Source organism: Pseudomonas sp. ACN8, from assembly GCF_002303925.1.
GTDB lineage: Bacteria > Pseudomonadota > Gammaproteobacteria > Pseudomonadales > Pseudomonadaceae > Aquipseudomonas.
Map to the genome: position 1 here is coordinate 17,388 of NZ_MRCS01000042.1, position 22,418 is coordinate 39,805.

Sequence of the window (22,418 nt, forward strand, 5' to 3'; positions counted from 1 at the left end):
AGCAAACCGACCAAAGCGCCCAGCGCGGAAACGCCGTTGTGACCCAGGCCGTGGACGTAATGCGTGACCTGGCCAGGCATATGCAAACCGCCGGTGATGGCATCGAAGCTCTGAACGAGCAATCGCTGGTGATCGGTACCATCGTCAAAACCATTAGCGGCATTGCCGAACAGACCAACCTGCTGGCGCTCAATGCGGCCATCGAAGCGGCGCGTGCGGGCGAGCAGGGTCGGGGTTTCGCCGTGGTGGCCGATGAAGTCCGGCAACTGGCGTCGCGCACCAGCCAGGCTACCGACGAAATTGTCCTCGTGGTGCGGCAGAACCAGGACATGGCGCGCAACGCCGTGGCCCTGATGACCGACGGCAAGCTTCAGGCCGAGCAGGGCCTGGCACTGGCGGCGGAAGCGGGGACGGTGATTGTCGAGATCCAGGACGGCGCGCAGAAAGTGGTCAATGCGGTGGGGCAGTTTGCCAACCAGTTGGTGAGTTGAGCCCAGCGTTCTGCCCGCCGAATGAAAGGATCGCCATCGGCGATCTTTTCATTTCAGCGTGTTTTATCCCGTTACAATCGGCTCTTTTCCCTCAGGAGCAGACTTCCATGAGCGTTTCCCACCGCCGTCCGGTTCCATTGTCCAAGGCCTATCGTCTGCTCAATCATGGCCCGACCGTGCTGGTCAGCGCAGCCCACGGTGGCCAGCGCAATATCATGGCGGCAGCCTGGGCCATGCCGCTGGATTTCGAACCACCGAAAATTGCCGTGGTGCTGGACAAGTCCACCTGGACTCGCCAGTTGCTGGAAGCCTCGGGTACTTTTGTGCTGAACGTTCCTTGCGCCGCCCAGGCCGACATTGTGCAAACCGTCGGTTCGACCTCCGGCCTGGAGTTGACCCGGGGCCAGGGGCGCGACAAGTTCGAAACCTACGACTTGCAGACCTTCATTGGCGAATCGGTCGATGCGCCGATGCTCGAAGGCTGCGTGGCCTGGCTGGAATGTCGCCTGTTGCCGGAGCCGAACAATCACCAGCAGTACGATCTGTTCCTGGCCGAAGTGATTGCCGCCCAGGCTGACGAACGCGTGTTCAGCGAAGGGCGCTGGCACTTCGAAGGGCAAGATGCCTTGCGCACCTTGCACCACGTGGCGGGCGGGCACTTCCTGACCATTGGCGAGCCGGTGGACGGCAAGACCTTGCAGCCGTAAGGTTTCGACTATTCAAGTTGTAAGCACATTCACCAAGAGGCCGGGCGATGAAAAAACTGCGTGTAGGGATAATCTTTGGCGGCCGTTCGGCCGAGCATGAGGTGTCGTTGCAGTCGGCGAAAAACATCGTCGATGCGCTGGATCGTTCACGCTTCGAACCGGTGCTGATCGGCATCGACAAACAAGGCCACTGGCACCTCAACGACCCTTCCAACTTTTTGCTGAACCAGGAAAACCCGGCGCTGATCGCCCTCAACCAGTCCAACCGCGAACTGGCCGTGGTGCCGGGCAAGGCCAGCCAGCAACTGGTGGAAACCTCCAGCCAGGAAATGCTCGGTCACGTTGATGTGATCTTCCCGATTGTCCACGGCACCCTCGGAGAAGACGGTTGCCTGCAAGGTCTGCTGCGCATGGCCGATCTGCCGTTTGTCGGCTCCGATGTGCTCGGCTCGGCCGTGTGCATGGACAAGGACATCAGCAAGCGCCTGCTGCGCGATGCCGGCCTGGCCGTGACGCCGTTCGTGACGTTGACCCGCGCCACGGCGACCCGCACCGGGTTTGCCGAGGTTCAGTCCCGGCTCGGTTTGCCGCTGTTCGTCAAACCGGCAAACCAGGGCTCCTCCGTGGGCGTTAGCAAGGTCGCCGACGAGGCCGAATACACCGCAGCAGTGGAGCTGGCCTTGAGTTTCGATACCAAGGTGTTGGTCGAATCCGCCGTCAGCGGCCGTGAGATTGAATGCGCGGTGCTCGGCAATGAAGACGCCATCGCCAGTGGTTGCGGCGAGATCGTGGTGCGCAGCGGGTTCTATTCCTACGACAGCAAATACATCGATGACACGGCTGCTGAAGTGGTGGTGCCGGCCAAAATCAGCGTCGAGGCCAGCGAGCGTATTCGCGCCCTGGCCGTCGAAGCGTTTCAGGTACTGGGCTGCTCCGGCCTGGCCCGTGTCGATGTGTTCCTGACCGACAGCGGCGAAGTGCTGATCAACGAAATCAACTCACTGCCCGGCTTCACCCGCATCAGCATGTACCCGAAACTGTGGCAGGCCACTGGCATGACCTATAGCGAACTGGTGACGCGACTGATCGAGCTGGCGCTGGAAAAGCACCAGGTTCGGCAGGGGTTGAAGATCAGTCGATAAGCGGAGTTCTGTATCGTCCGTATTATCGGTGGGTATGATTACAAGAGCCGACCCTGATCAAGCGTGCTTGACCGGTTTGATCAGGCTCTGGGCGGGTATCCCGAACAGCTCGTGCAGTTTCCATATCATCGGAAGCGTCAACGCTCGCTTGCCATTGAGTACTTCATAAACACGATTTGTGCGGCCGATGGCGGGCGCAAGATCGGCGGCGGACAACCCGGACTGCTCCATTCTGAACTTGATCGCATCGATAGGATTGGGTAAGTCGACCGGGAAGTGCTTCGACTCATACGACTCGATCAGCGTAATCATGATGTCAAAGTAATCTCCCTCGGGAGTGCCAATTTCTGGTTCATTCTCAAACAGTGCAGAGACACTCTTGAGAGCGGCGCGGTAATCCTCTTCGGTGTGAATCGGATGAATGTTCATGGGTTACTCCATTTCGACGTTATCAGCGTCGACCGTGTCGTACTGCTTGTGAGTGCCGATAAATTTTAGGTACACGGCGCGGAAATTCTAACCAGGACTCAATTGTTTGCGGGTAGGAAAAAGCAGCGGGATCGAGGCGACCTGGATGCTTTACCAATAAAAAGGGCCTACCCACCGGTAAGCCCTTTCCCATCCCCGCGTACGACTCAATCCCCCAGCGCTTGCCCCTCACGCCGCGGATCGGCCCCGCCTGTCAGCGACGCTTTGCCTTGGGCGTCCTTGACCCGAACAATCGCCTGGGTCCCGCTGGTCATGTCGATCTCGCTCACGCTGTGCCCTTTGTCTTTCAGCGCCTGAATCAGCGTCGGGCTGAACTGTCCCTGTTCCAGTTCGGTCGGCCCGTTGCGGCTGCCGAAGTTGGGCAGGTTGATGGCCGCCTGTGCATCAAGGTTCCAGTCGAGCAGGCCGATGGTGGATTTGGCCACGTATTCGATGATTTGCGAGCCGCCGGGAGAGCCGACGGTGGCGAGGAATTCGCCGCTCTGGCGGTCGAAGATCAGGGTCGGGGCCATGGAGGAGCGCGGGCGTTTGCCGGGTTCGACGCGGTTGGCGACTTTTTGCCCGTTTTCCTCGGGGATGAACGAGAAGTCGGTCATCTCGTTGTTGAGCATGAAACCCTGAACCATGATGTGCGAGCCGAACGCCGACTCGATGGTGGTGGTCATCGACACGGCACCGCCTGCATCATCGACGGCCACCACTTGCGAGGTGGAAATCCGCAGCGGCGAACGGTCCGGCGCATAGGCCACCCGGATGCCCGGCGGAGTGCCGGGTTTGGCCGTGCCCATGCTGCGTTCGCCAATCAGGGCTGCGCGGTTGGCGAGGTAGGTCGGGTCGACCAGGCCCTTGACCGGCACGGGCACGAAGTCGGTATCGGCGACGTACTGAGCGCGGTCGGCGTAGGCCAGGCGTTCGGCTTCAGAGATCAGGTGTACGGCTTGCGGGGCGGGTTCGATGCCGGCCGGGGTCGTGGTCTTGACAGGTTTCAGCGGTGCCAGCGCCAGACGCTTGTCGCGAGTCTCAAGGGCTTGCAACGTGCCGAGGATCTGCGCCACGGCGATTCCCCCCGACGATGGCGGCGGCATGCCGCAGACTTGCCAGTGCTTGTAGTCGGTGCACAGCGGCGCGCGCTCCTTGGCCTGGTAGTTGGCGAGATCGGTCAGGGACAGGCTGCCGGGGTTGGCGTGGCCTTGCACTTTGGCCGCGATTTCCTCGGCGACCGGGCCTTTGTACAGGGCATCCGGGCCTTCATGGGCGATGCGTTTGAACACGGCGGCCAATGCCGGGTTCTTCAGGTTTGTACCGATGGCTTTCGGGCTGCCATCGGCATTGCGAAAGTAAGCCATCATTTCCGCTGAGCGTGGCATGGACGAATCCGCGGCGATCAACTGGTGCAGGCGTGGCGAAATGGCGAAGCCTTGCTCGGCGAGCCGGATGGCCGGTTCAAACAGCTGCGCCCAGGGCAGGCGTCCGTGTTTTTGATGGGCCAGCTCCAGGGCGCGCAATACGCCGGGCGTGCCCACCGAGCGGCCGCCAATCTGCGCCTGGGTGAACGCCATCGGCTGTCCGTTGGCTTGCAGGAAAAGCTTCTCGGTGGCGCCGGCCGGGGCGGTTTCACGCCCGTCGTAGGTGCGCACGGCCTTGCCATCCCAGAGTACGATCAATGCGCCGCCACCGATGCCCGAAGACTGTGGCTCGACCAGCGTCAACACCGCTTGCATCGCAATCGCGGCATCGATGGCTGAGCCACCCCGGCGCAACATCGTCCGCCCGGCTTCGGCCGCCAACGGGTTGGCCGCCGCGGCCATGTATTTCTCGGCGTGTTGAGTTTGCAGGTCGGTGCGGAAACCGGAAGCGCTTTCCGGTGCGAGTGGCAGCGTCGGCACCGATGCGTTGTTGCACGCGGTAAGGGTCAAGGCGCTGGCGAGCAGAGCCAGGGCGGGCAGGCGATAGCGGCGCAATGAAAAGGTTGAGAACACGTGGGGTACTCCGTCCGTTGGATCTACGATCAGCCGACTTTATCGGCCGACCGGGAGGGAAGCAAACCGGGGCCTGCGGCACCGATGTTTTTGTCCTTCATCAATGGCGGGATTTTCTGTAGGGTCGTGGCCAACAGGCAGGCCGGAAAATCAACAAGAGGCAGATATGCAAACCGAGTTCCCCACCCAGTCCAGCTATCGCTCCCAGCGTGAACAGTTCCGGGCCGCAGCCACCACGGCAGGCGCAACGCTGACGGAGTATCCACACCCGCTCAAAGGGCCGCTCGGCGAGCCTCTGAGTACCGATGTGGCGGTGCTGGGTGAGCCGGGCGCCAAGCGGCTGCTGATCGCGTTGAGCGGCACTCACGGGGTCGAAGGCTTCTATGGCTCGGGCTGCCAGATCAAATGGCTGCAGGAGTTGGGCAAGCGCTCCCTGCCGGCGGAGGTCGCCGTGGTCATGATCCATGCCATCAACCCCTGGGGCATGGCGTGGTTGCGCCGGGTCAATGAAGACAACATCGACCTGAACCGCAATCACCTGGATTTCCAGCGACCGCTGCCAGACAACCAGGCCTACAACGCCTTGCATGAAATCTATGCCTGCCCGCAGTTGCACGGTCCGCAGCGTGATCGTGCCGATGCCTTGCTCGACGAACAGATTCGCCTGCACGGCTGGCCGGCAGTCATGTCGATTGTCGAGGGCGGTCAGCATGCTCATCCCGACGGCCTGTTTTTCGGCGGGCTGGCGCCGAGCTGGTCGAACCTCACGCTGCACAGGATCGTGCAAACGCACGTGGCCCATGCCGAGGTCGCCATGTGTTTCGACTTGCACACGGGCGCTGGCGAGTACGGTCATCCGATGTTGTTGACCATCACCGAGTCTGCCTACCCGGCGCTGGCGGACGCGCAGGCGATTTATGGCCCGTGGCTCTACAGCCTGCAAACCGGTGCCGACACCCTGAGCGAAACCGGCGTGGCGGCAACGGCCACCGGCTACACCTCGCAGGCATTGATCGATGCGCTGCCGCAGGTGCGGCTGATGCCGTTTGTCATTGAGTGCGGGACTTATCCGGGGCCGGAGGTTCACCGTCATCTGCGCGATGATCACTGGCTGCATCTGCACGGCAACCCGAATGACGCAACAGGGCGCGGGATCAAGCTGAATCTGCTGGAGCAATTCTATCCCGCCGACAGCGATTGGCAGGCGATGGTCTGGTTACGGACGTGGCAGATCTGGGAGCGGGCGTTGTCTGCATTGCCGACGGTGTAGGTGTAGGAGCGAGCTTGCTCGCGATGGACTCAAGAGCGCCGCGTTTAACCTGTAAACACGCGTTATCGTTAACGACCATCGCGAGCAAGCTCGTTCCTACAGGCATAAAAAAACGGCCTACCTTGCGGTAAGCCGTTTTTAGTACTTGGTGGCTACACAGGGACTTGAACCCCGGACCCCAGCATTATGAATGCTATGCTCTAACCAACTGAGCTATGTAGCCAAGTGGCGCGCATTATTCACCGGTAACGAGGATGCGTCAAGCACAAATCTAAAATATTTCTCTGCGCTTTCAACCGTTTATCAATTCTTTAGCAAATTCGAGCCTTCCGAGCAGCGGTGAAGGGCAGCGCTGGAACCAGCGGCTGGCCTGTTCGTATGCGTGGGCCAATTGCAGGATAGCGAAGTCGGCCTGGTCGAAAGCGGGCAGGGCATTGCGCTGGCTAACGAAGTGCTGGTGCGCGAAGAACTCCATAGCGGCAAGCTGGTGCGGGTGGTGGGCGCGCAAGTGAAGCTGGAAAGCCATCGGGTGCTGACGCCGTCCGCCGAGCTCTCGGCGGACGTGACGTGGTTTATCGACTGGCTCAAGAGCGAACTGGAGCAGGACTTCCCGGAGGCGGTGATCCGCGCCTGAGAAGTCCTGACGGACTCAACTCAAACGGAAACGCCCGGTGTTGTCGCTGAGGGCCTTGCTGCCGTGGCTCAGGGTGTCCGCGGCCTGGTTCACTGCGCGGGCTCCTTCGAGCAAGCGCACCGCCGCTTGATCGACCTGCTGGATATTGCCGCTGACTTCATCGGCGGTACTGGCCTGTTCCTCCACCGCCGTGGCGATTTGCGCCAGGGTATCGGTGACGCTCTGCACCGCGCTGGCGATTTCCCCAAGCCGTTCACCGAGACCGGTGACCGCTTGTGCATCGGACTCTGCCTGACTGCACGCGACTTGCATCAGGCTGACGGCCTCATTCACGGTGTTGCGCAGGCTGTCGACCGTGCCGGCAATCTGTGCGGTCGACGATTGCGTGCGTTGCGACAGGCTGCGCACCTCATCGGCGACCACCGCAAAGCCACGCCCTTGCTCGCCCGCTCGAGCTGCCTCAATGGCGGCGTTGAGTGCCAACAGGTTGGTCTGCTCGGCGACGCCGCGAATGGTGTCGACCACCAGTTGAATCTGCTGCCCTTGTTCACTGACCCGGCCCAGCGCCGCAGCGGTCTCGTTCAGGCGTTGATTGAGTTGCTGGATGCTCGCGGTGGTGCGCTGGCTGTCACGGCTGCTGTCGGCGGCAATGCGCCGGGTGTGCTGGGCGCTGCCGGACGCCTGTTCGCAACTGTGGGCCACCCCTTGTGAGGTGGCGGCCAGTTGCGTCGCCGCCGCGGCAATCTGGCTGATCTGCAACTGCTGGGCTTCGACTTCGCCCAGGGCGTCGCTGGAGTGATGGTTGAGGGCTTTTACCGCGTTGCTCAGTTGCAGGGTTTCGTGATCCACCCCTTGCAGGCTGGTGCGCAGTTGCACCACGGCGACGTTCAGCGCGGTACTGATGACTGCCAGCTCGTCCCGGCCTTGAACCGGCACTTGCAGGCTCAGGTTGCCATCGCGCAAGGCCTCGGCCAGCACCGTGATGCCGCTGGCGCTGCGGCGGATCGAAGCCTGCAAACAGATGAACAGATACAGCGCGGCCAACAGCAGGCAGCCCAACACGGCGGCCACCACAATGAACTGGCGGATCGCTGAGTCGTGGTAGTAATCCAGGCGTTGATCCAGCGACACCAGCGACTGCTGGCGCAACGAGGCGAGGTCGGAGAGCAGGGCATCGAGACTGCGTTCGAAGTCCTCCGGCTTGAGGTTGATGCTGCCGCCGAACACGCCGTCATCCAGCACCTTCAGGCCTGCATCGAGGCGCTTGAGGCTGGCATGGTATTGCCCGGCCCAGGTTTGCAGGGCGCTGGGCAGACGCGCTTCGAGCAGGCCTGCGGTTTTCACCAGCTGCTCGCGCGCATCGCCGATGCGGCTGCGCAAGTCGCGCAGTTGCAGACGGCTTTGCAGGGTAAACTGCCCGGACACTACCGACGCCTGACCCACCGCCGCGAGCCGACCGACCCGTTCGATCAGGTCTGGCGCATGCTGGGTGGAGATCTGCGTCAGCAAGTAGGTTTCCAGCCACGGCGCCAGCGTCAGGCGATTGTCCATGGCGATCTGCTCGCGCAAGGCTTGCAGGGCGCTCAAGGCGTTGGTGAAGCGATCATAGCCGTCCGGCCACCAGCCGACATTGCTCAGGCTTTTTGAGTCGAGGCCACCGAGGGCGGTTTGCAGGGCCTGGTAGCGCGTCAGGGTTTCGCCCTCGACGTTTTCTTTTTGCAAGGCATTGCCCAGTTCGGCAGTGGCCTGGCTGACGGCGGGTTGAACCGCATCGAAGGCGGCCATCGCGGCGAGTGTGGCCGGCGTTGGCTGGCGATTGGTTTCCGTGGCGCGCCATCGGGCGGCGCGATCGCGCTGGGCGGCGAGCAGGTCATCCAGCGCATCGAGCGCCAGCAGTTGCCGCACCCCGGCGCGTTCGCCGGCGATCAGGTTGAGTTTGTCGCGATAGTCCTGGCCGATCATCCACAGGCTGCCGGCCAGCGGCAGGATAAACAGCAGAAACAACAGCTGGAATTTACGTGCGAAGCCAAAACGCCCCAGCAGCCCGATCCCCGGTGATAAAAAAGCCTGCATGCCCCAAGACTCCTCTGGACACCACGCACTCTTGGCGTGCGTCGGAGGTTGTCGCCCCCCCGACTCGTGCCCTCTAAAAAGGCCTCGAAAGTTCACCCTTGTCCGCTCTGTAGGCCGACTCTGTAGCGAAACTTCCCATTGTCGGTCTCCTTTGTAAGGAAGCCGCGTTCAAGCCGACAAGGAAGGCAAGATTCAGACCATGGCTTTGCGCCATCAAGGATGTGGCGATGAAAATCGAAGTCGTTAGCAGGCTAAGGGGATGGCGTTGTCGCACTGAAAAATGGCACATTGACGCACCTGCACGTTTGTACGTCCTGTGGTTTGGAAACTCCCATGGCTATCAGCAACACCCAGATCGGCTCAGTGCCGGCGTCCGCTACGCCCCAAAGCAGTCCCCTGGTGATGCGCATCATTGGCGCGGTAGCGCTGGCGCATTTGATCAACGACCTGATCCAGTCGGTGCTGCCGTCGATCTATCCGATGCTCAAGGCCAACTATGGCCTGACCTTCACCCAGGTCGGCCTGATCACTCTGACGTTCCAATTGACGGCCTCGCTGCTGCAGCCGTGGGTCGGTTACTACACCGACCGCCATCCCAAGCCGTGGTTGTTGCCGGCGGGGACGGTCTGCACCCTCGTCGGCATTCTGATGATGTCGGTGGTCGCCAGTTTCCCGCTAATCCTGTTGGCGGCGGGGCTGATCGGCATCGGTTCATCGACCTTCCACCCGGAAGCGTCCCGCGTGGCGCGCCTGGCTTCGGGCGGGCGCTTCGGGCTGGCGCAATCAACCTTCCAGGTCGGCGGTAACGCAGGCTCGGCATTCGGCCCGTTGCTGGCGGCGGCGATCATCATTCCCTACGGTCAAGGGCACGTGGCCTGGTTCGGCCTGTTCGCGGTGTTTGCGCTGTTCGTGCTTTATCGGATCAGCCGCTGGTACGCCAACCACTTGAACCTGTTCAAGCTCAAGCAAGGCCAGGCGGCGACTCACGGCCTGTCCAAGGGCCGAGTCATCAGTGCGCTGGTGGTGCTCGGGTTGCTGGTGTTCTCCAAGTATTTCTACATGTCGAGCCTCACCAGCTACTTCACCTTCTACCTGATCGAGAAGTTCGACCTGTCGGTGGCCAGTTCGCAGTTGCACCTGTTCCTGTTTCTGGGCGCGGTCGCGGCGGGGACATTCTTTGGCGGACCGATCGGCGACAGGATCGGGCGCAAGGCGGTGATCTGGTTCTCGATCCTCGGCGTTGCACCCTTCACATTGCTGCTACCCCATGTCGACCTGTTCTGGACCAGCATCCTCAGCGTAGTCATCGGCTTCATCCTCGCCTCGGCATTCTCGGCCATCGTTGTGTATGCCCAGGAACTGGTGCCAGGCAATGTCGGGATGATCGCCGGGGTGTTCTTCGGTCTGATGTTCGGCTTTGGCGGGATTGGCGCGGCGTTGCTCGGGCATCTGGCGGACACACACGGCATCGAATATGTGTACTACCTGTGTTCGTTCCTGCCGTTGTTCGGGGTGTTGGCGATCTTCCTGCCGCGTACGAAGAAGTCCTGATCCAACACATTTCCCAGTGTAGGAGTGAGCCTGCTCGCTCCTACAGTTGAACGGTGAAAATCTCAGGCACAAAAAAGCCGCGTATCAAACGCGGCTTTTTTTTGGGCGGTGTGGTTTACACGTTGAAGCGGAAGTGCATCACGTCGCCGTCTTTGACGATGTAGTCCTTGCCTTCCAGGCGCCATTTACCGGCTTCCTTGGTACCGGCTTCGCCCTTGTACTGGATGAAGTCGTTGTAGGCGATCACTTCGGCGCGGATGAAGCCTTTTTCGAAGTCGGTGTGGATCACGCCAGCGGCTTGTGGTGCGGTGGCACCGACGCGCACGGTCCAGGCGCGGACTTCTTCGACACCGGCGGTGAAGTAGGTCTGCAGGTGCAGCATTTCATAGCCGGCGCGGATCACGCGGTTCAGGCCAGGCTCTTCGAGGCCCAGAGCTTCGAGGAACATGTCTTTCTCTTCGCCGTCATCGAGCTCGGCGATTTCCGCTTCGATCTTGTTGCACACCGGTACAACCACAGCGCCTTCTTCTTCGGCGATGGCTTTGACGATGTCCAGCAGCGGGTTGTTCTCGAAACCGTCTTCTGCGACGTTGGCGATGTACATGACCGGCTTGGTGGTCAGCAGGTGGAAGCCCTTGATCACCGCTTTTTCGTCGGCGCCCATGTTCTTCATCAGAGTGCGCGCCGGCTTGCCTTCGGTGAAGTGAGCGATCAGCTGCTCCAGCAGGCCTTTCTGGACCACTGCGTCCTTGTCACCGCCCTTGGCGTTGCGCGCGACTTTCTGCAGTTGCTTCTCGCAGCTGTCGAGGTCGGCGAAGATCAGTTCCAGGTCGATGATTTCGATGTCGCGTTTCGGGTCGACGCTGTTGGAGACGTGAATCACGTTCTCGTCTTCGAAGCAGCGGACCACGTGGGCGATGGCATCGGTTTCACGGATGTTGGCCAAAAACTTGTTGCCCAGGCCTTCACCTTTCGACGCGCCGGCAACCAGGCCCGCGATGTCGACGAATTCCATGGTGGTCGGCAGGATGCGCTTTGGATTGACGATGACCGCCAGGGCATCCAGACGCGGATCCGGCATCGGCACGATACCGCTGTTCGGCTCGATGGTGCAGAAGGGGAAGTTTTCGGCCGCGATACCGGATTTGGTCAGGGCGTTGAACAGGGTGGACTTGCCGACGTTAGGCAGGCCGACGATGCCGCAATTGAATCCCATGGTGTTTCCCCTCGGGTAAAAGTCAGGCCTTCTGGCTGTGCAGGTTTTTCATCGCGCGGTTCCATTCCCCGGCGAGGATATCCGGCAGCACGCCGAGGGCAAAGTCGATGCTGGCATCGAGTTTTTCCTGTTCGGCGCGTGGCGCACGACTCAGGACGAAATTTGAAACCATACTGGCAACGCCCGGGTGGCCAATGCCAAGCCGCAAGCGGTAGAAGGTATTCTGATTGCCCAGTTGCGCGATGATGTCGCGCAACCCGTTGTGACCGCCATGGCCGCCGCCCTGTTTGAGTTTGGCAACGCCCGGTGGCAGGTCGAGTTCGTCGTGCGCCACGAGGATTTCTTCAGGCTTGATGCGGAAGAACCCGGCGAGTGCCGCTACGGCCTGGCCGCTGCGGTTCATGTACGTGGTGGGAATCAGCAGACGAACATCCTGACCCTGATGCGAATAGCGCCCGGTCAGGCCGAAATATTTGCGGTCCGCCACAAGGTTCACGCCTTGTGCGTTCGCGATGCGCTCAACAAAAAGGGCCCCTGCGTTATGCCGGGTCTGTTCGTATTCAGCGCCTGGATTTCCCAGGCCAACGATCAGTTTGATGGCAGTCACGATAGGGGCCCTTCCTTGGAGTGGTGGATAACATCGCCGCAATCAGGGAGAGCGGCGAAAGTGGACGAAAATAGCTCATTTACCATGATGTAAACTCCGCGTTCTCGCCCGCTTTCTCGCTATGCTCTAGTCCGCGATGTTTCCGGTCACTCCGGCGTACAGAGTAATATTACTCTGCAGCGCCTTCTGCAGCTTCTGGAGCAACACGTGGAGCGTGGACGTTGGCAACAGCCTTGTCATCGCCGTGTGCCAGGGCCACGAACTCAACGCCTTTAGGAGCCTTGAGGTCCGACAGGTGAATGATCGAACCGATTTCAGCGTTAGCCAGGTCGACTTCGATGAACTCAGGCAGATCTTTCGGCAGGCAGGAAACTTCGATCTCGGCAACAACGTGCGAGATTTCGCCGCCTTTCTTGGTCGGTGCTTCTTCGTTGATGAAGTGCACTGGAACGATAGCGGTCAGTTTCTGGCCAGCGACTACGCGTACGAAGTCAGCGTGCATCACGTGGCCTTTGGCCGGGTGACGTTGCAGGGCTTTGATCACGACGTTCTGCTTGGTGCCACCAATGTTCAGCTCGATGATGTGGCTGTAAGCCGCTTCGTTTTCGAGCAGTTTGGCAACTTCTTTGGCCAGCATGCTGATGGATTCAGGGGCTTTTTCGCCACCGTAAACTACAGCTGGAACCAGGGCGGCGAGACGACGCAGGCGGCGGCTCGCACCTTTCCCCAGGTCGGAACGCACTTCAGCATTCAGGGTAAAATCGTTCATGTTGTATCTCCAAAATAACCACATTCGCCCCAGCGTTTGCGACCAGCGCTAAAGGCGATATGGGCAAAAAAGCCCCGCCCCGACAGGAATGCCGGGGCGGGGCGCTTTTCGTCAACGAGACATTTCGAGAAGGGCAGGGCCCTTAGCGGAACATCGCACTGATCGATTCTTCATTGCTGATGCGGCGAACCGCCTCGGCAACTACCGGCGCGATATCCAGTTGACGGATACGCGAGCAGGCTTGTGCAGCAGCGGACAACGGGATGGTGTTAGTCACCACCAGTTCGTCCAGCATGGAATTTTCGATGTTTTCGATCGCCCGACCCGACAGCACAGGGTGTGTGCAGTAGGCGAAAACCTTGGCAGCGCCATGCTCTTTCAGGGCCTTGGCCGCGTGGCACAGGGTGCCGGCGGTATCGACCATGTCATCGACCAGAATACAGGTACGCCCTTCGACATCACCGATGATATGCATCACTTCAGAGTGATTGGCTTTCTCACGGCGTTTGTCGATGATCCCGAGATCCACGCCCAGGGATTTGGCAACTGCACGTGCACGCACGACGCCGCCAATGTCCGGGGACACGATCATCAGGTTTTCGAAGCGCTGATCTTCGATGTCATCCACCAGAACCGGGGAGCCGTAGATGTTATCTACCGGAATATCGAAGAAACCCTGGATTTGGTCAGCATGCAGATCAACCGTGAGAACACGGTCGATGCCGACTACGGTAAGCATGTCAGCGACGACTTTCGCGCTGATAGCCACACGTGCGGAACGCGGACGGCGATCCTGACGGGCATAACCAAAGTAAGGAATAACAGCAGTGATACGAGTAGCCGAGGAGCGGCGGAAGGCATCAGCCATCACTACCAGTTCCATCAGGTTATCGTTGGTCGGAGCGCAAGTCGGCTGAATAATGAAGACGTCTTTACCGCGGACGTTTTCATTGATCTCGGCGGTAATTTCGCCGTCGGAAAATTTACCGACAGAGATGTCACCGAGAGGGATATGCAGCTGACGTACGACACGCCGAGCCAGATCGGGGTTAGCGTTCCCCGTAAAGACCATCATCTTGGACACGCGCAGTACCTGAAGGCTGAGGGTAACCTGGATGAGTATAGGAAAATGGCAGGGGCGGCTGGATTCGAACCAACGCATGGCAGGATCAAAACCTGCTGCCTTACCGCTTGGCGACGCCCCTGTATCTGTTGCAACGATTACCCAGTAATCGGTTCCTTTAGAGCAGACTTTGCAGCTTGCGATGCAACATCGAAACGTTGCTTCCTTTTGCTACAAACCCTGTAAGGGTCTCTGTAAGAAGGGCCGAGACTTTATCAGCTTCAGCTTTGCTTGGGAAGCCCCCAAACACACAACTTCCAGTTCCGGTGAGTTTTGCTTCGGTAAATTTACCTAACAAATTCAAAGCGTTACGTACCTCTGGATAACGCCTTGTTACCACCGGCAAGCAGTCATTTCGACTGTTTCCCTTGGGAACGGGGCGCACTTTAATGGGAGGAGTGTTACGTGTCAACAACGGATCTGAAAAAATTTCTGCCGTACTTACAGAGACTTGCGGCACCAGCACCAGATACCACGGTTCTTCCGGGTCGACAGGTGTCAGTTTCTCCCCCACGCCCTCGGCGAAAGCCGCGTGGCCACGTACGAAAACCGGGACGTCTGCGCCCAGCGTCAACCCCAGCCCGGCCAGGCGATCCTCATCCCAGCCCAATTGCCACAGATGGTTCAAACCCAGCAATGTCGTTGCCGCATTCGAGCTGCCGCCACCGATGCCACCACCCATGGGCAGGATCTTTTCGATCCAGATATCGACGCCCAGCGAGCAAGCGGATTGCTCCTGAAGTTTTCTGGCGGCCTTGACGATCAGGTTACTGTCGTGGGGGACGCCCGGGAATTCGGTGTGCAATTGAATGACACCGTCGTCGCGCAGGGCATAGGTGATTTCGTCGCCGTAATCGAGAAACTGAAACATCGTTTGCAGTTCGTGGTAGCCGTCTTCACGGCGACCCAGAATGTGCAGCATCAAATTGAGTTTGGCCGGCGAGGGCAGCGTCAGGCGATTGTCTGGCATTTCACTGCCCCAATTTGCGCGGTTGCCAAGTCTTGATCACCAGCGTGACATCCAGGTCGGTGCCATGCAGTTTGATCCGTTCGGGCAGCCAGTAACCGTTCAGTTGGGTATATTCGGTGTATTCGACCTGCCAACCGTCCTGTTCGAGACTGGCCAAACGACTGTCGCCGTCCAGGGTCAGGCGGCTTTTGCTGTCCGGAGCCGGGAGCCCGCGCACCCACCAGGCCAGGTTGGACACCGGCAATTTCCAGCCCAGCTGTTCTTCGAGCAGCACTTCCGGGTTCGGCGCGTCGTAGCGCCCCTGGTTGGCGACTTCCAGCGACACCTTGCCCGGACGTCCGGTAAGGCGAGCCGCGCCGCGGCCCAGTGGTCCGGACAGGCGAATGTCGTAGTAATCCTGGCGCTGCAACCAGAACAGCGTGCCGCTGCCCGAATCTTTCGGTGCGCGAATGCCGATTTTGCCGTCGATCTGCCAGCCATCAAGGCCCGCAAGCTGCTGTTTGTGCTCACGCCATTGGGTGGCGTTGCCATGACCCACGACCGATTCGCGGGGACCCAGGCCTGCGCAACCGGCGAGCAGGGCGATAAAACTGAAAACGATGAAATGGCGCAAAAACATAATCTTAAAGAGTCTCTGATCCGGTCAGGCGTTTGATGGTGCCGCGCAAGGTCGGGCTGTCAGGCTGTTCCTTGAGGAACTTGCCCCAGACTTGTTTCGCTTCGCGCTGTTTGCCATTGGCCCACAGGACTTCGCCCAGGTGAGCGGCGACTTCCTGGTCGGGGAAGCGTTCCAGGGCCTGGCGCAGCAGGCGCTCGGCTTCGTCGAGATTGCCCAGGCGGTAATTCACCCAGCCAAGGCTGTCGAGTACCGCCGGGTCTTCCGGACTGATCTGGTGCGCCTGTTCTATGAGGGCCTTGGCTTCGGCGTAGCGCGTGGTGCGGTCGGACAGGGTGTAGCCGAGGGCGTTCAATGCCATGGCGTTGTCCGGGTCGCGCTTGATGATCGTGCGCAGGTCTTTTTCCATCTGCGCCAGGTCATTGCGTTTTTCCGCCTGCATGGCGCGGGTGTAGAGCAGGTTCAAATCGTCCGGATATTGCTGCAAGGCTTGTTGCAGAACGTTCCAGGCCTTGTCGCCCTGATTGTTGGCGGACAGGGTTTCGGCTTCGATGAGGTACAACTGGATCGCGTAATCCGGTTGCTCGTCGCGCTCTGCCGCCAGTTTGCGTTGGGCTTCGGCGGTCCTGCCGTTGTCGATCAGGATGTCGGCCTGACGCAATTGCGCCGGCAGGTAGTCGCTGCCCGGGCCAACCTTGGCGTACTCGATCAGCGCGCCTTGCGGGTCGTTCTGTTCTTCGGCGATGCGGCCGAGGTTCAGGTGCGCCGAGTCGACGTGGCTTTCGCGGGCGATCAGGTCTTCAAGATAACCCTTGGCCTCGTTCCAGGCCTTGGCTTCCAGGCAGACCAGTGCCAGGGAATAACGCAGTTCGTCGTCTTCCGGGTATTGCTGGACCAGGCTCGAAAACTCGGCCTTGGCGTCGTCCATGCGGTCCTGTTCAACCAGCATCCGCGCGTAAGTCAGGCGCAGGCGCTTGTCGTCCGGGTATTTCTTGATGCTTTTTTGCAGCAGCGGCAAGGCCTCGTCACCGCGATTCAGGGTTTGCAACAGCCGCGCGCGCAGCAGGATCGGCGCGATTTCGCCGTCCTCCGGCGGATTGTCTTCCAGTAGCTTCAACGCGCCTTTGGCGTCGCCGTCCTGTTGCATCAGCAAGGCCTTGCCGAAAATCAGCTGGCTGTTGTCCGGATGACGCTGCAACAAACGATCGAAGCTTTGCATCAAGCCATTGCGGGTGTCCTGGTCGGTGTCGGCCGCGGACAGCGCAAGGAAGTCGAAATGGGTGTCGCCCTTGCCTTGCAGGACTTTCTCCATATAAACCATGGAGTCGTCATAACGCCCGGCGCGAGCCAGTTGCACGGCGGCGGCGCGTTGCGCTTCGAGGTCGTCGGGGGCGTTCCTGGCCCAGATCAGCGCGGTATCCAGGGCTGCCTGATCGGCGCCCAGATATTCGGCGATACGAAATGCCCGCTCGGAGATGCCCGGATCCTGAGTATTGATGGCCTGGGTCACATAGTTGTCCAGGGCAATGTCGAAACGATTGCGCTGGCCAGCCAGTTCGGCGCTCAACAGGCTATAGATGGTTTCCTCGCTGAATGAGCTGTAGACCTTGGGCTTTTCAGGGGCCGGGGTGCTGTCTTCAACCGGCGGCGCGCCGTCCGACGAAACGGGTGCCAAGGCCTGGCAGCCGCTGAGGAAGACAAGAGCGAGGAGCAACGCGGAGGATCTATTCATATAGGAAGAGGACGACTAACCTGCGGTCGGATCATCATGACACAAGCTTTCGGCCAAACATAACCGGCCCGGCAATTTACCTGCCAACCCGATCCGGATCACCCTGATGGTCGTGTAAACGAGAACTGCTCGCAACCCGCGGCAGCGCCTGATGGCGCAATAGATATCGAATAGTTGTTCTGATTCCGTCGAAGTAGGACAATTACCGGCTTCACGTCACAATCAGCGACTTTGAATGGCCTTCCTTGCACTCGGTATTAACCACAAGACTGCTTCAGTAGACGTCCGCGAGCGCGTGGCTTTTACCCCTGAGCAGCTGGTTGAGGCCTTGCAGCAGCTCTGCCGACTCACCGACAGCCGCGAAGCTGCGATCCTCTCCACCTGCAATCGCAGTGAACTCTATATAGAACAGGATCACCTGTCGGCGGAGATCGTGCTGCGCTGGCTGGCCGAATATCATCATTTGAGCTACGACGAGCTGCGCGAAAGCGCCTATGTGCATGAAGATGATGCGGCAGTTCGTCACATGATGCGGGTGGCTTCCGGGCTCGACTCGCTGGTGTTGGGCGAACCGCAGATTCTCGGCCAGATGAAATCCGCCTATGCCGTGGCCCGCGAGGCCGGGACTATCGGGCCATTGCTCGGGCGCTTGTTCCAGGCCACGTTCAATGCGGCCAAGCAGGTGCGCACCGACACGGCCATCGGCGAGAACCCGGTGTCGGTGGCGTTTGCCGCGGTGAGCCTGGCCAAACAGATTTTCAGCGACCTGCAACGCAGCCAGGCCTTGTTGATCGGCGCCGGCGAGACCATCACCCTGGTCGCCCGCCATCTGCATGACCTGGGTGTAAAGCGCATCGTCGTCGCCAACCGTACCCTGGAGCGCGCGAGCATCCTGGCCGAACAGTTCGGTGCCCATGCGGTGTTGTTGTCGGATATTCCGGCAGAACTGGTGCGCAGCGATATCGTCATCAGTTCCACCGCCAGCCAGTTGCCGATCCTGGGCAAGGGTGCGGTGGAAAGCGCCTTGAAACTGCGCAAGCACAAACCGATCTTCATGGTGGATATCGCTGTTCCGCGAGACATCGAGCCGGAAGTCGGCGAGCTGGACGACGTTTACCTGTATAGCGTCGACGATCTCCACGAAGTGGTTGCCGAGAACCTCAAGAGTCGTCAGGGCGCAGCCCAGGCCGCCGAAGAGATGGTCTCGGTCGGCGCCGAAGATTTCATGGTCCGCCTGCGCGAGTTGGCGGCGGTGGACGTGCTCAAGGCCTATCGTCAACAGAGCGAACGCCTGCGTGACGAGGAATTGCAAAAGGCCCAGCGCATGCTGGCCAACGGCAGCAGTGCCGAAGAGGTGCTGGTGCAACTGGCCCGCGGGCTGACCAACAAACTGTTGCACGCACCGAGCGTGCAGTTGAAAAAGCTCTCTGCCGAAGGTCGCCTGGATGCGCTGGCGATGGCCCAGGAACTCTTTGCCCTCGGTGAGGGCTCATCGGATAGCTTTTCGGATAAAAAACCGCAATGAAAGCGTCACTGCTCAATAAGCTGGATATCCTCCAGGACCGTTTCGAGGAATTGACTGCCCTGCTGGGCGACGGCGAGGTCATTTCCGATCAGAACAAGTTCCGCACCTATTCCAAGGAGTACGCGGAAGTTGAACCGATCGTGGGCGCCTATAAAGAACTGCTGAAAGTGCAGGACGACCTCGAAGGCGCCCAGGCACTGCTCAAGGACAGCGACCCGGACATGCGTGAAATGGCCGTGGAAGAAGTCCGCGAGGCCAAGGAACGCCTGGTCACGCTCGAAGCCGATCTGCAACGCATGCTGCTGCCCAAGGACCCGAACGACGGACGCAACGTGTTCCTCGAGATCCGTGCCGGTACCGGCGGTGACGAAGCGGCGATCTTCTCCGGCGACCTGTTCCGCATGTATTCGCGTTACGCCGAGCGTCGTGGCTGGCGGGTGGAGATCCTCTCGGAAAACGAGGGTGAACACGGCGGCTATAAAGAGGTGATTGCCCGGGTCGAGGGTGACAACGTCTACGGCAAGCTGAAGTTCGAATCCGGCGCGCACCGTGTGCAGCGGGTTCCGGCGACCGAGTCCCAGGGCCGCATCCACACCTCGGCCTGCACCGTGGCGGTACTGCCCGAGCCGGACGAACAGGAAGCCATCGAGATCAACCCGGCCGACCTGCGCGTCGACACCTATCGCTCCTCCGGCGCCGGTGGCCAGCACGTCAACAAGACCGACTCGGCGATCCGTATCACGCACTTGCCGTCCGGCATCGTGGTCGAGTGCCAGGAAGAGCGTTCGCAGCACAAGAACCGCGCCCGGGCGATGTCCTGGTTGTCGGCCAAGCTGAACGATCAGCAGACCAGCGCCGCAGCCAACGCCATCGCCAGCGAGCGCAAGTTGCTGGTCGGCTCCGGCGACCGTTCCGAGCGCATCCGCACCTATAATTTTGCCCAGGGCCGGGTCACCGACCACCGGGTCAACCTGACCTTGTATTCCCTCGACGAGATTCTCGCCGGCGGCGTCGAGGCGGTGATCGAGCCGTTGCTGGCCGAGTACCAGGCCGATCAACTGGCCGCGATAGGTGAGTAAATGACGATCATTGCCAGTTTGTTGCGCGCCGCCGATTTACCTGACTCGCCGACAGCGCGTCTGGATGCTGAACTGCTGCTGGCGGCGGCCTTGGGCAAGTCCCGCAGTTTCCTGCACACCTGGCCGGAGCGCATCGTGCCGAGTGAAGCGGCACTGACGTTCGCCGAATATTTGCAGCGCCGCCGCGGCGGTGAGCCGGTGGCCTATATCCTCGGCCAGCAGGGCTTCTGGAAGCTGGACCTGGAAGTGGCGCCGCATACGTTGATCCCGCGCCCGGACACCGAGCTGCTGGTGGAAGCCGCGCTGGAACTGTTGCCGGCCACTCCCGCCAAAGTGCTCGACCTTGGCACCGGCAGCGGCGCCATCGCTCTGGCCCTGGCCAGCGAGCGTCCGGCCTGGAACGTCACTGCCGTGGATCGCGTGCTGGAAGCCGTGGCTCTGGCCGAGCGCAATCGCCAGCGTCTGCACCTGAACAACGCCACCGTGCTGAGCAGCCATTGGTTCAGCGCCCTGGAAGGCCAGCGTTTTCAATTGATCATCAGCAATCCGCCCTACATCGCAGCGGCCGATCCGCATCTGGTCGAGGGCGATGTGCGCTTCGAACCGGCCAGCGCCCTGGTGGCGGGTGTCGACGGGCTCGACGATCTGCGCTTGATCGTCGCCCAGGCGCCGGATCATCTGGAGGCGGGTGGGTGGCTGATGCTCGAACACGGCTATGATCAGGCCGAGGCGGTCCGCGATTTGCTGCTGACCCGGGGGTTTGAAGAAGTCCACAGCCGCACCGATCTGGGCGGTCACCAACGCATCAGTCTGGGGCGCCTGCCGTGCTGAATGATCAGGAGTTGCTGCGTTACAGCCGGCAGATTCTGCTGCAACACATCGATATCGACGGCCAGTTGCGGCTCAAGGAAAGCCGCGTATTGATCGTCGGTCTTGGCGGCCTTGGCGCGCCAGTGGCGCTGTATCTGGCGGCAGCCGGCGTTGGCGAGTTGCACCTGGCGGACTTCGACACGGTCGACCTGACCAACTTGCAACGCCAGATCATTCACGACACCGACAGCGTCGGCATGACCAAGGTCGATTCGGCAATCAAGCGTCTGAGCGCGATCAATCCCGAGATTCAACTGATCGCCCATCGCGCGGCGCTGGATGAAGATTCCCTGGCCGCCGTGGTGGCCGAGGTGGATCTGGTCCTCGACTGTTCTGACAACTTTTCCACCCGTGAAGCAGTCAATGCCGCGTGCGTGTTGGCCGGCAAACCGCTGGTCAGCGGCGCGGCGATTCGCCTCGAAGGGCAACTGTCGGTGTTCGACCCGCGTCGGCCGGAGAGTCCTTGCTACCACTGTTTATACGGGCACGGCAGTGAAGCCGAATTGACCTGTAGCGAGGCCGGTGTGGTCGGTCCGCTGGTGGGGCTGGTCGGCAGTCTGCAAGCGCTCGAAGCACTGAAGTTGCTGGCCGGATTCGGCGAGCCGCTGGTGGGGCGGCTGTTGTTGATCGATGCCTTGGGCACGCGCTTCCGTGAATTGCGGGTCAAGCGCGATCCGGGTTGCAGCGTCTGTGGGTCGAAACATGCGTGAAGCGCCGATTGGCGTGTTCGACTCCGGTGTCGGCGGGCTCTCGGTACTGGCCGAGATCCAGCGATTGCTACCCAATGAGTCTCTGTTGTATGTCGCCGACTGTGGGAATATTCCCTACGGCGAAAAAACTCCGGAATTTATCCAGCACCGTTGCAGCGTGATGGCCGACTTCTTTCGGCAACAGGGCGCCAAAGCCCTGGTGCTGGCGTGTAACACGGCGACGGTGGCCGGTGTCGCCGACTTGCGTCGCGACTATCCAGAATGGCCTATCGTCGGCATGGAGCCGGCAGTCAAGCCGGCCGCCGCCGCAACCCGCTCTGGCGTGGTAGGGGTGCTGGCCACCACCGGTACCTTGCAGAGCGCCAAGTTCGCCGCATTGCTCGACCGCTTCGCCACGGACGTAAAAGTGATCACCCAGCCCTGTCCCGGGCTGGTGGAGCTGATTGAAAGCGGCGACCTGGGCAGCTCCGAGTTGCGCCAGCTGTTGGCCGGGTATGTTCGGCCACTGCTGGCCGCCGGCGCGGACACCCTGATTCTCGGCTGTACCCATTACCCCTTTCTCAAGCCGTTGCTGCGGCAGATGATCCCCGATGACATCAGCCTGATCGACACCGGTGCCGCCGTCGCACGGCAACTTCAACGTCTGCTGGCCGAAGGCGAGCTGCTCGCCGAGGGCCCGGTCCGTGAAGCGCAGTTCTGGACCAGCGCTGATCCGCTACATTTCAGAAATATCTTGCCGATACTGTGGAATACCTCTGGTGTTGTGCGAAGCTTCAACAGGTAGAAGGCTGTCCGGGGGGAATACGAAGAGTCGGGTGAACTTCTGATAAATCGCTGACTTCTATAGTTTTGCAGGGTTTGGCAA

Annotated in this window: 19 protein-coding genes, 2 tRNA genes and 3 pseudogenes; 11 read left to right on the forward strand and 13 right to left on the reverse strand. The window is 60.6% G+C overall.

The genetic code is table 11. The features are described from left to right. Nucleotides 1-53 precede the first annotated feature (53 nt). From BSF44_RS31175 to ddlA, 3 genes and pseudogenes are all read left to right on the forward strand, one after another. Nucleotides 54-491, forward strand: a pseudogene (locus BSF44_RS31175) (methyl-accepting chemotaxis protein); the annotation flags it as partial. 107 nt (nucleotides 492-598) lie between these two features. Then, the gene (locus BSF44_RS21815) at nucleotides 599-1,198 is read left to right on the forward strand and encodes a flavin reductase family protein (protein ID WP_095945262.1); all 600 of its coding nucleotides are present in this window, start codon (nucleotides 599-601) and stop codon (nucleotides 1,196-1,198) included. A gap of 47 nt (nucleotides 1,199-1,245) precedes the next feature. Further along, nucleotides 1,246-2,340: a D-alanine--D-alanine ligase gene (ddlA, locus tag BSF44_RS21820; protein WP_095945263.1), complete on the forward strand. Its 1,095-nt coding sequence runs from the start codon at nucleotides 1,246-1,248 to the stop codon at nucleotides 2,338-2,340. Nucleotides 2,341-2,397: 57 nt separating this feature from the next. On the opposite strand, the gene BSF44_RS21825 is transcribed toward ddlA, so the two are convergent. Together BSF44_RS21825 and ggt are read right to left on the reverse strand one after the other, a co-directional pair. Beyond that, on the reverse strand, nucleotides 2,398-2,769 hold the full coding sequence (locus BSF44_RS21825) for a type II toxin-antitoxin system HigA family antitoxin (RefSeq protein WP_095945264.1): 372 nt from the start codon (nucleotides 2,767-2,769) through the stop codon (nucleotides 2,398-2,400). A gap of 206 nt (nucleotides 2,770-2,975) precedes the next feature. Next, nucleotides 2,976-4,808 (reverse strand): gamma-glutamyltransferase, encoded by a 1,833-nt coding sequence (ggt, locus tag BSF44_RS21830; RefSeq protein ID WP_095945265.1) that lies wholly within the window; start codon nucleotides 4,806-4,808, stop codon nucleotides 2,976-2,978. 166 nt (nucleotides 4,809-4,974) lie between these two features. Between ggt and BSF44_RS21835 the strand changes: the two genes are divergently transcribed. Then, a complete protein-coding gene (locus tag BSF44_RS21835; protein ID WP_095945266.1) occupies nucleotides 4,975-6,078 on the forward strand; it encodes a DUF2817 domain-containing protein in 1,104 nt (367 codons plus the stop codon). Nucleotides 6,079-6,224: 146 nt separating this feature from the next. On the opposite strand, the gene BSF44_RS21845 is transcribed toward BSF44_RS21835, so the two are convergent. Beyond that, nucleotides 6,225-6,301, reverse strand: a tRNA-Met gene (locus tag BSF44_RS21845). Nucleotides 6,302-6,370: 69 nt separating this feature from the next. Next, a pseudogene (locus tag BSF44_RS30810) lies at nucleotides 6,371-6,493 on the reverse strand (hypothetical protein); the annotation flags it as partial. Between BSF44_RS30810 and BSF44_RS21850 the strand changes: the two are divergent. Continuing rightward, nucleotides 6,494-6,712: pseudogene (locus BSF44_RS21850) on the forward strand (LysR substrate-binding domain-containing protein); the annotation flags it as partial. Nucleotides 6,713-6,727: 15 nt separating this feature from the next. Here the strand turns inward: BSF44_RS21850 and BSF44_RS21855 are convergent. Next, nucleotides 6,728-8,785 carry a methyl-accepting chemotaxis protein gene (locus BSF44_RS21855; protein WP_095945267.1) on the reverse strand — a complete coding sequence of 686 codons (2,058 nt, stop codon included), beginning with the start codon at nucleotides 8,783-8,785 and terminating at the stop codon, nucleotides 6,728-6,730. A 333-nt stretch (nucleotides 8,786-9,118) separates the two neighbouring features. Here BSF44_RS21855 and BSF44_RS21860 point away from each other — a divergent pair, with 333 nt between their 5' ends. After that, nucleotides 9,119-10,336, forward strand: coding sequence for an MFS transporter (locus tag BSF44_RS21860; protein WP_095945268.1), 1,218 nt, complete (start codon nucleotides 9,119-9,121; stop codon nucleotides 10,334-10,336). A 115-nt stretch (nucleotides 10,337-10,451) separates the two neighbouring features. Here the strand turns inward: BSF44_RS21860 and ychF are convergent, their stop codons facing one another. The 8 genes from ychF to BSF44_RS21900 form a co-directional block, all read right to left on the reverse strand. Beyond that, nucleotides 10,452-11,552, reverse strand: a complete 1,101-nt coding sequence (gene ychF, locus BSF44_RS21865; protein WP_095945269.1) for a redox-regulated ATPase YchF — start codon at nucleotides 11,550-11,552, stop codon at nucleotides 10,452-10,454. A 22-nt stretch (nucleotides 11,553-11,574) separates the two neighbouring features. Further along, nucleotides 11,575-12,159, reverse strand: coding sequence for an aminoacyl-tRNA hydrolase (gene pth, locus BSF44_RS21870; RefSeq protein WP_095945270.1), 585 nt, complete (start codon nucleotides 12,157-12,159; stop codon nucleotides 11,575-11,577). Nucleotides 12,160-12,328: 169 nt separating this feature from the next. Then, the gene (locus BSF44_RS21875; RefSeq protein ID WP_095945271.1) at nucleotides 12,329-12,928 is read right to left on the reverse strand and encodes a 50S ribosomal protein L25/general stress protein Ctc; all 600 of its coding nucleotides are present in this window, start codon (nucleotides 12,926-12,928) and stop codon (nucleotides 12,329-12,331) included. A gap of 142 nt (nucleotides 12,929-13,070) precedes the next feature. Further along, nucleotides 13,071-14,012: a ribose-phosphate pyrophosphokinase gene (locus BSF44_RS21880; protein ID WP_003208392.1), complete on the reverse strand. Its 942-nt coding sequence runs from the start codon at nucleotides 14,010-14,012 to the stop codon at nucleotides 13,071-13,073. A gap of 46 nt (nucleotides 14,013-14,058) precedes the next feature. Next, a tRNA-Gln gene (locus BSF44_RS21885) sits at nucleotides 14,059-14,133 on the reverse strand. A 36-nt stretch (nucleotides 14,134-14,169) separates the two neighbouring features. Next, a complete protein-coding gene (gene ispE, locus BSF44_RS21890) occupies nucleotides 14,170-15,021 on the reverse strand; it encodes a 4-(cytidine 5'-diphospho)-2-C-methyl-D-erythritol kinase (protein WP_095945272.1) in 852 nt (283 codons plus the stop codon). A gap of 1 nt (nucleotide 15,022) precedes the next feature. Next, entirely contained in the window at nucleotides 15,023-15,640 is a 618-nt protein-coding gene (gene lolB, locus BSF44_RS21895) for a lipoprotein insertase outer membrane protein LolB (RefSeq protein ID WP_095945273.1), read from the reverse strand. Between the two features lie 4 nt (nucleotides 15,641-15,644). Beyond that, nucleotides 15,645-17,369, reverse strand: a complete 1,725-nt coding sequence (locus BSF44_RS21900) for a tetratricopeptide repeat protein (protein ID WP_095945274.1) — start codon at nucleotides 17,367-17,369, stop codon at nucleotides 15,645-15,647. 235 nt (nucleotides 17,370-17,604) lie between these two features. On the opposite strand from BSF44_RS21900, the gene hemA reads away from it, so the two are divergent. The 5 genes from hemA to murI are packed head-to-tail and all read left to right on the forward strand — an operon-like array spanning nucleotide 17,605 to nucleotide 22,337. Next, nucleotides 17,605-18,894, forward strand: a complete 1,290-nt coding sequence (gene hemA / locus BSF44_RS21905) for a glutamyl-tRNA reductase (protein ID WP_095945275.1) — start codon at nucleotides 17,605-17,607, stop codon at nucleotides 18,892-18,894. Next, nucleotides 18,891-19,973, forward strand: coding sequence for a peptide chain release factor 1 (gene prfA / locus BSF44_RS21910; protein ID WP_095945276.1), 1,083 nt, complete (start codon nucleotides 18,891-18,893; stop codon nucleotides 19,971-19,973). The genes hemA and prfA overlap by 4 nt, the downstream gene beginning before the upstream one ends. Further along, nucleotides 19,974-20,804, forward strand: coding sequence for a peptide chain release factor N(5)-glutamine methyltransferase (gene prmC / locus BSF44_RS21915; RefSeq protein WP_095945277.1), 831 nt, complete (start codon nucleotides 19,974-19,976; stop codon nucleotides 20,802-20,804). It begins immediately after the preceding gene. Further along, nucleotides 20,798-21,553, forward strand: a complete 756-nt coding sequence (locus tag BSF44_RS21920; protein WP_095945278.1) for a molybdopterin-synthase adenylyltransferase MoeB — start codon at nucleotides 20,798-20,800, stop codon at nucleotides 21,551-21,553. The genes prmC and BSF44_RS21920 overlap by 7 nt, the downstream gene beginning before the upstream one ends. After that, the gene (gene murI, locus BSF44_RS21925; RefSeq protein ID WP_095945279.1) at nucleotides 21,546-22,337 is read left to right on the forward strand and encodes a glutamate racemase; all 792 of its coding nucleotides are present in this window, start codon (nucleotides 21,546-21,548) and stop codon (nucleotides 22,335-22,337) included. Before BSF44_RS21920 ends, murI begins: the two co-directional genes overlap by 8 nt. The last annotated feature ends 81 nt before the right edge of the window (nucleotides 22,338-22,418 follow it).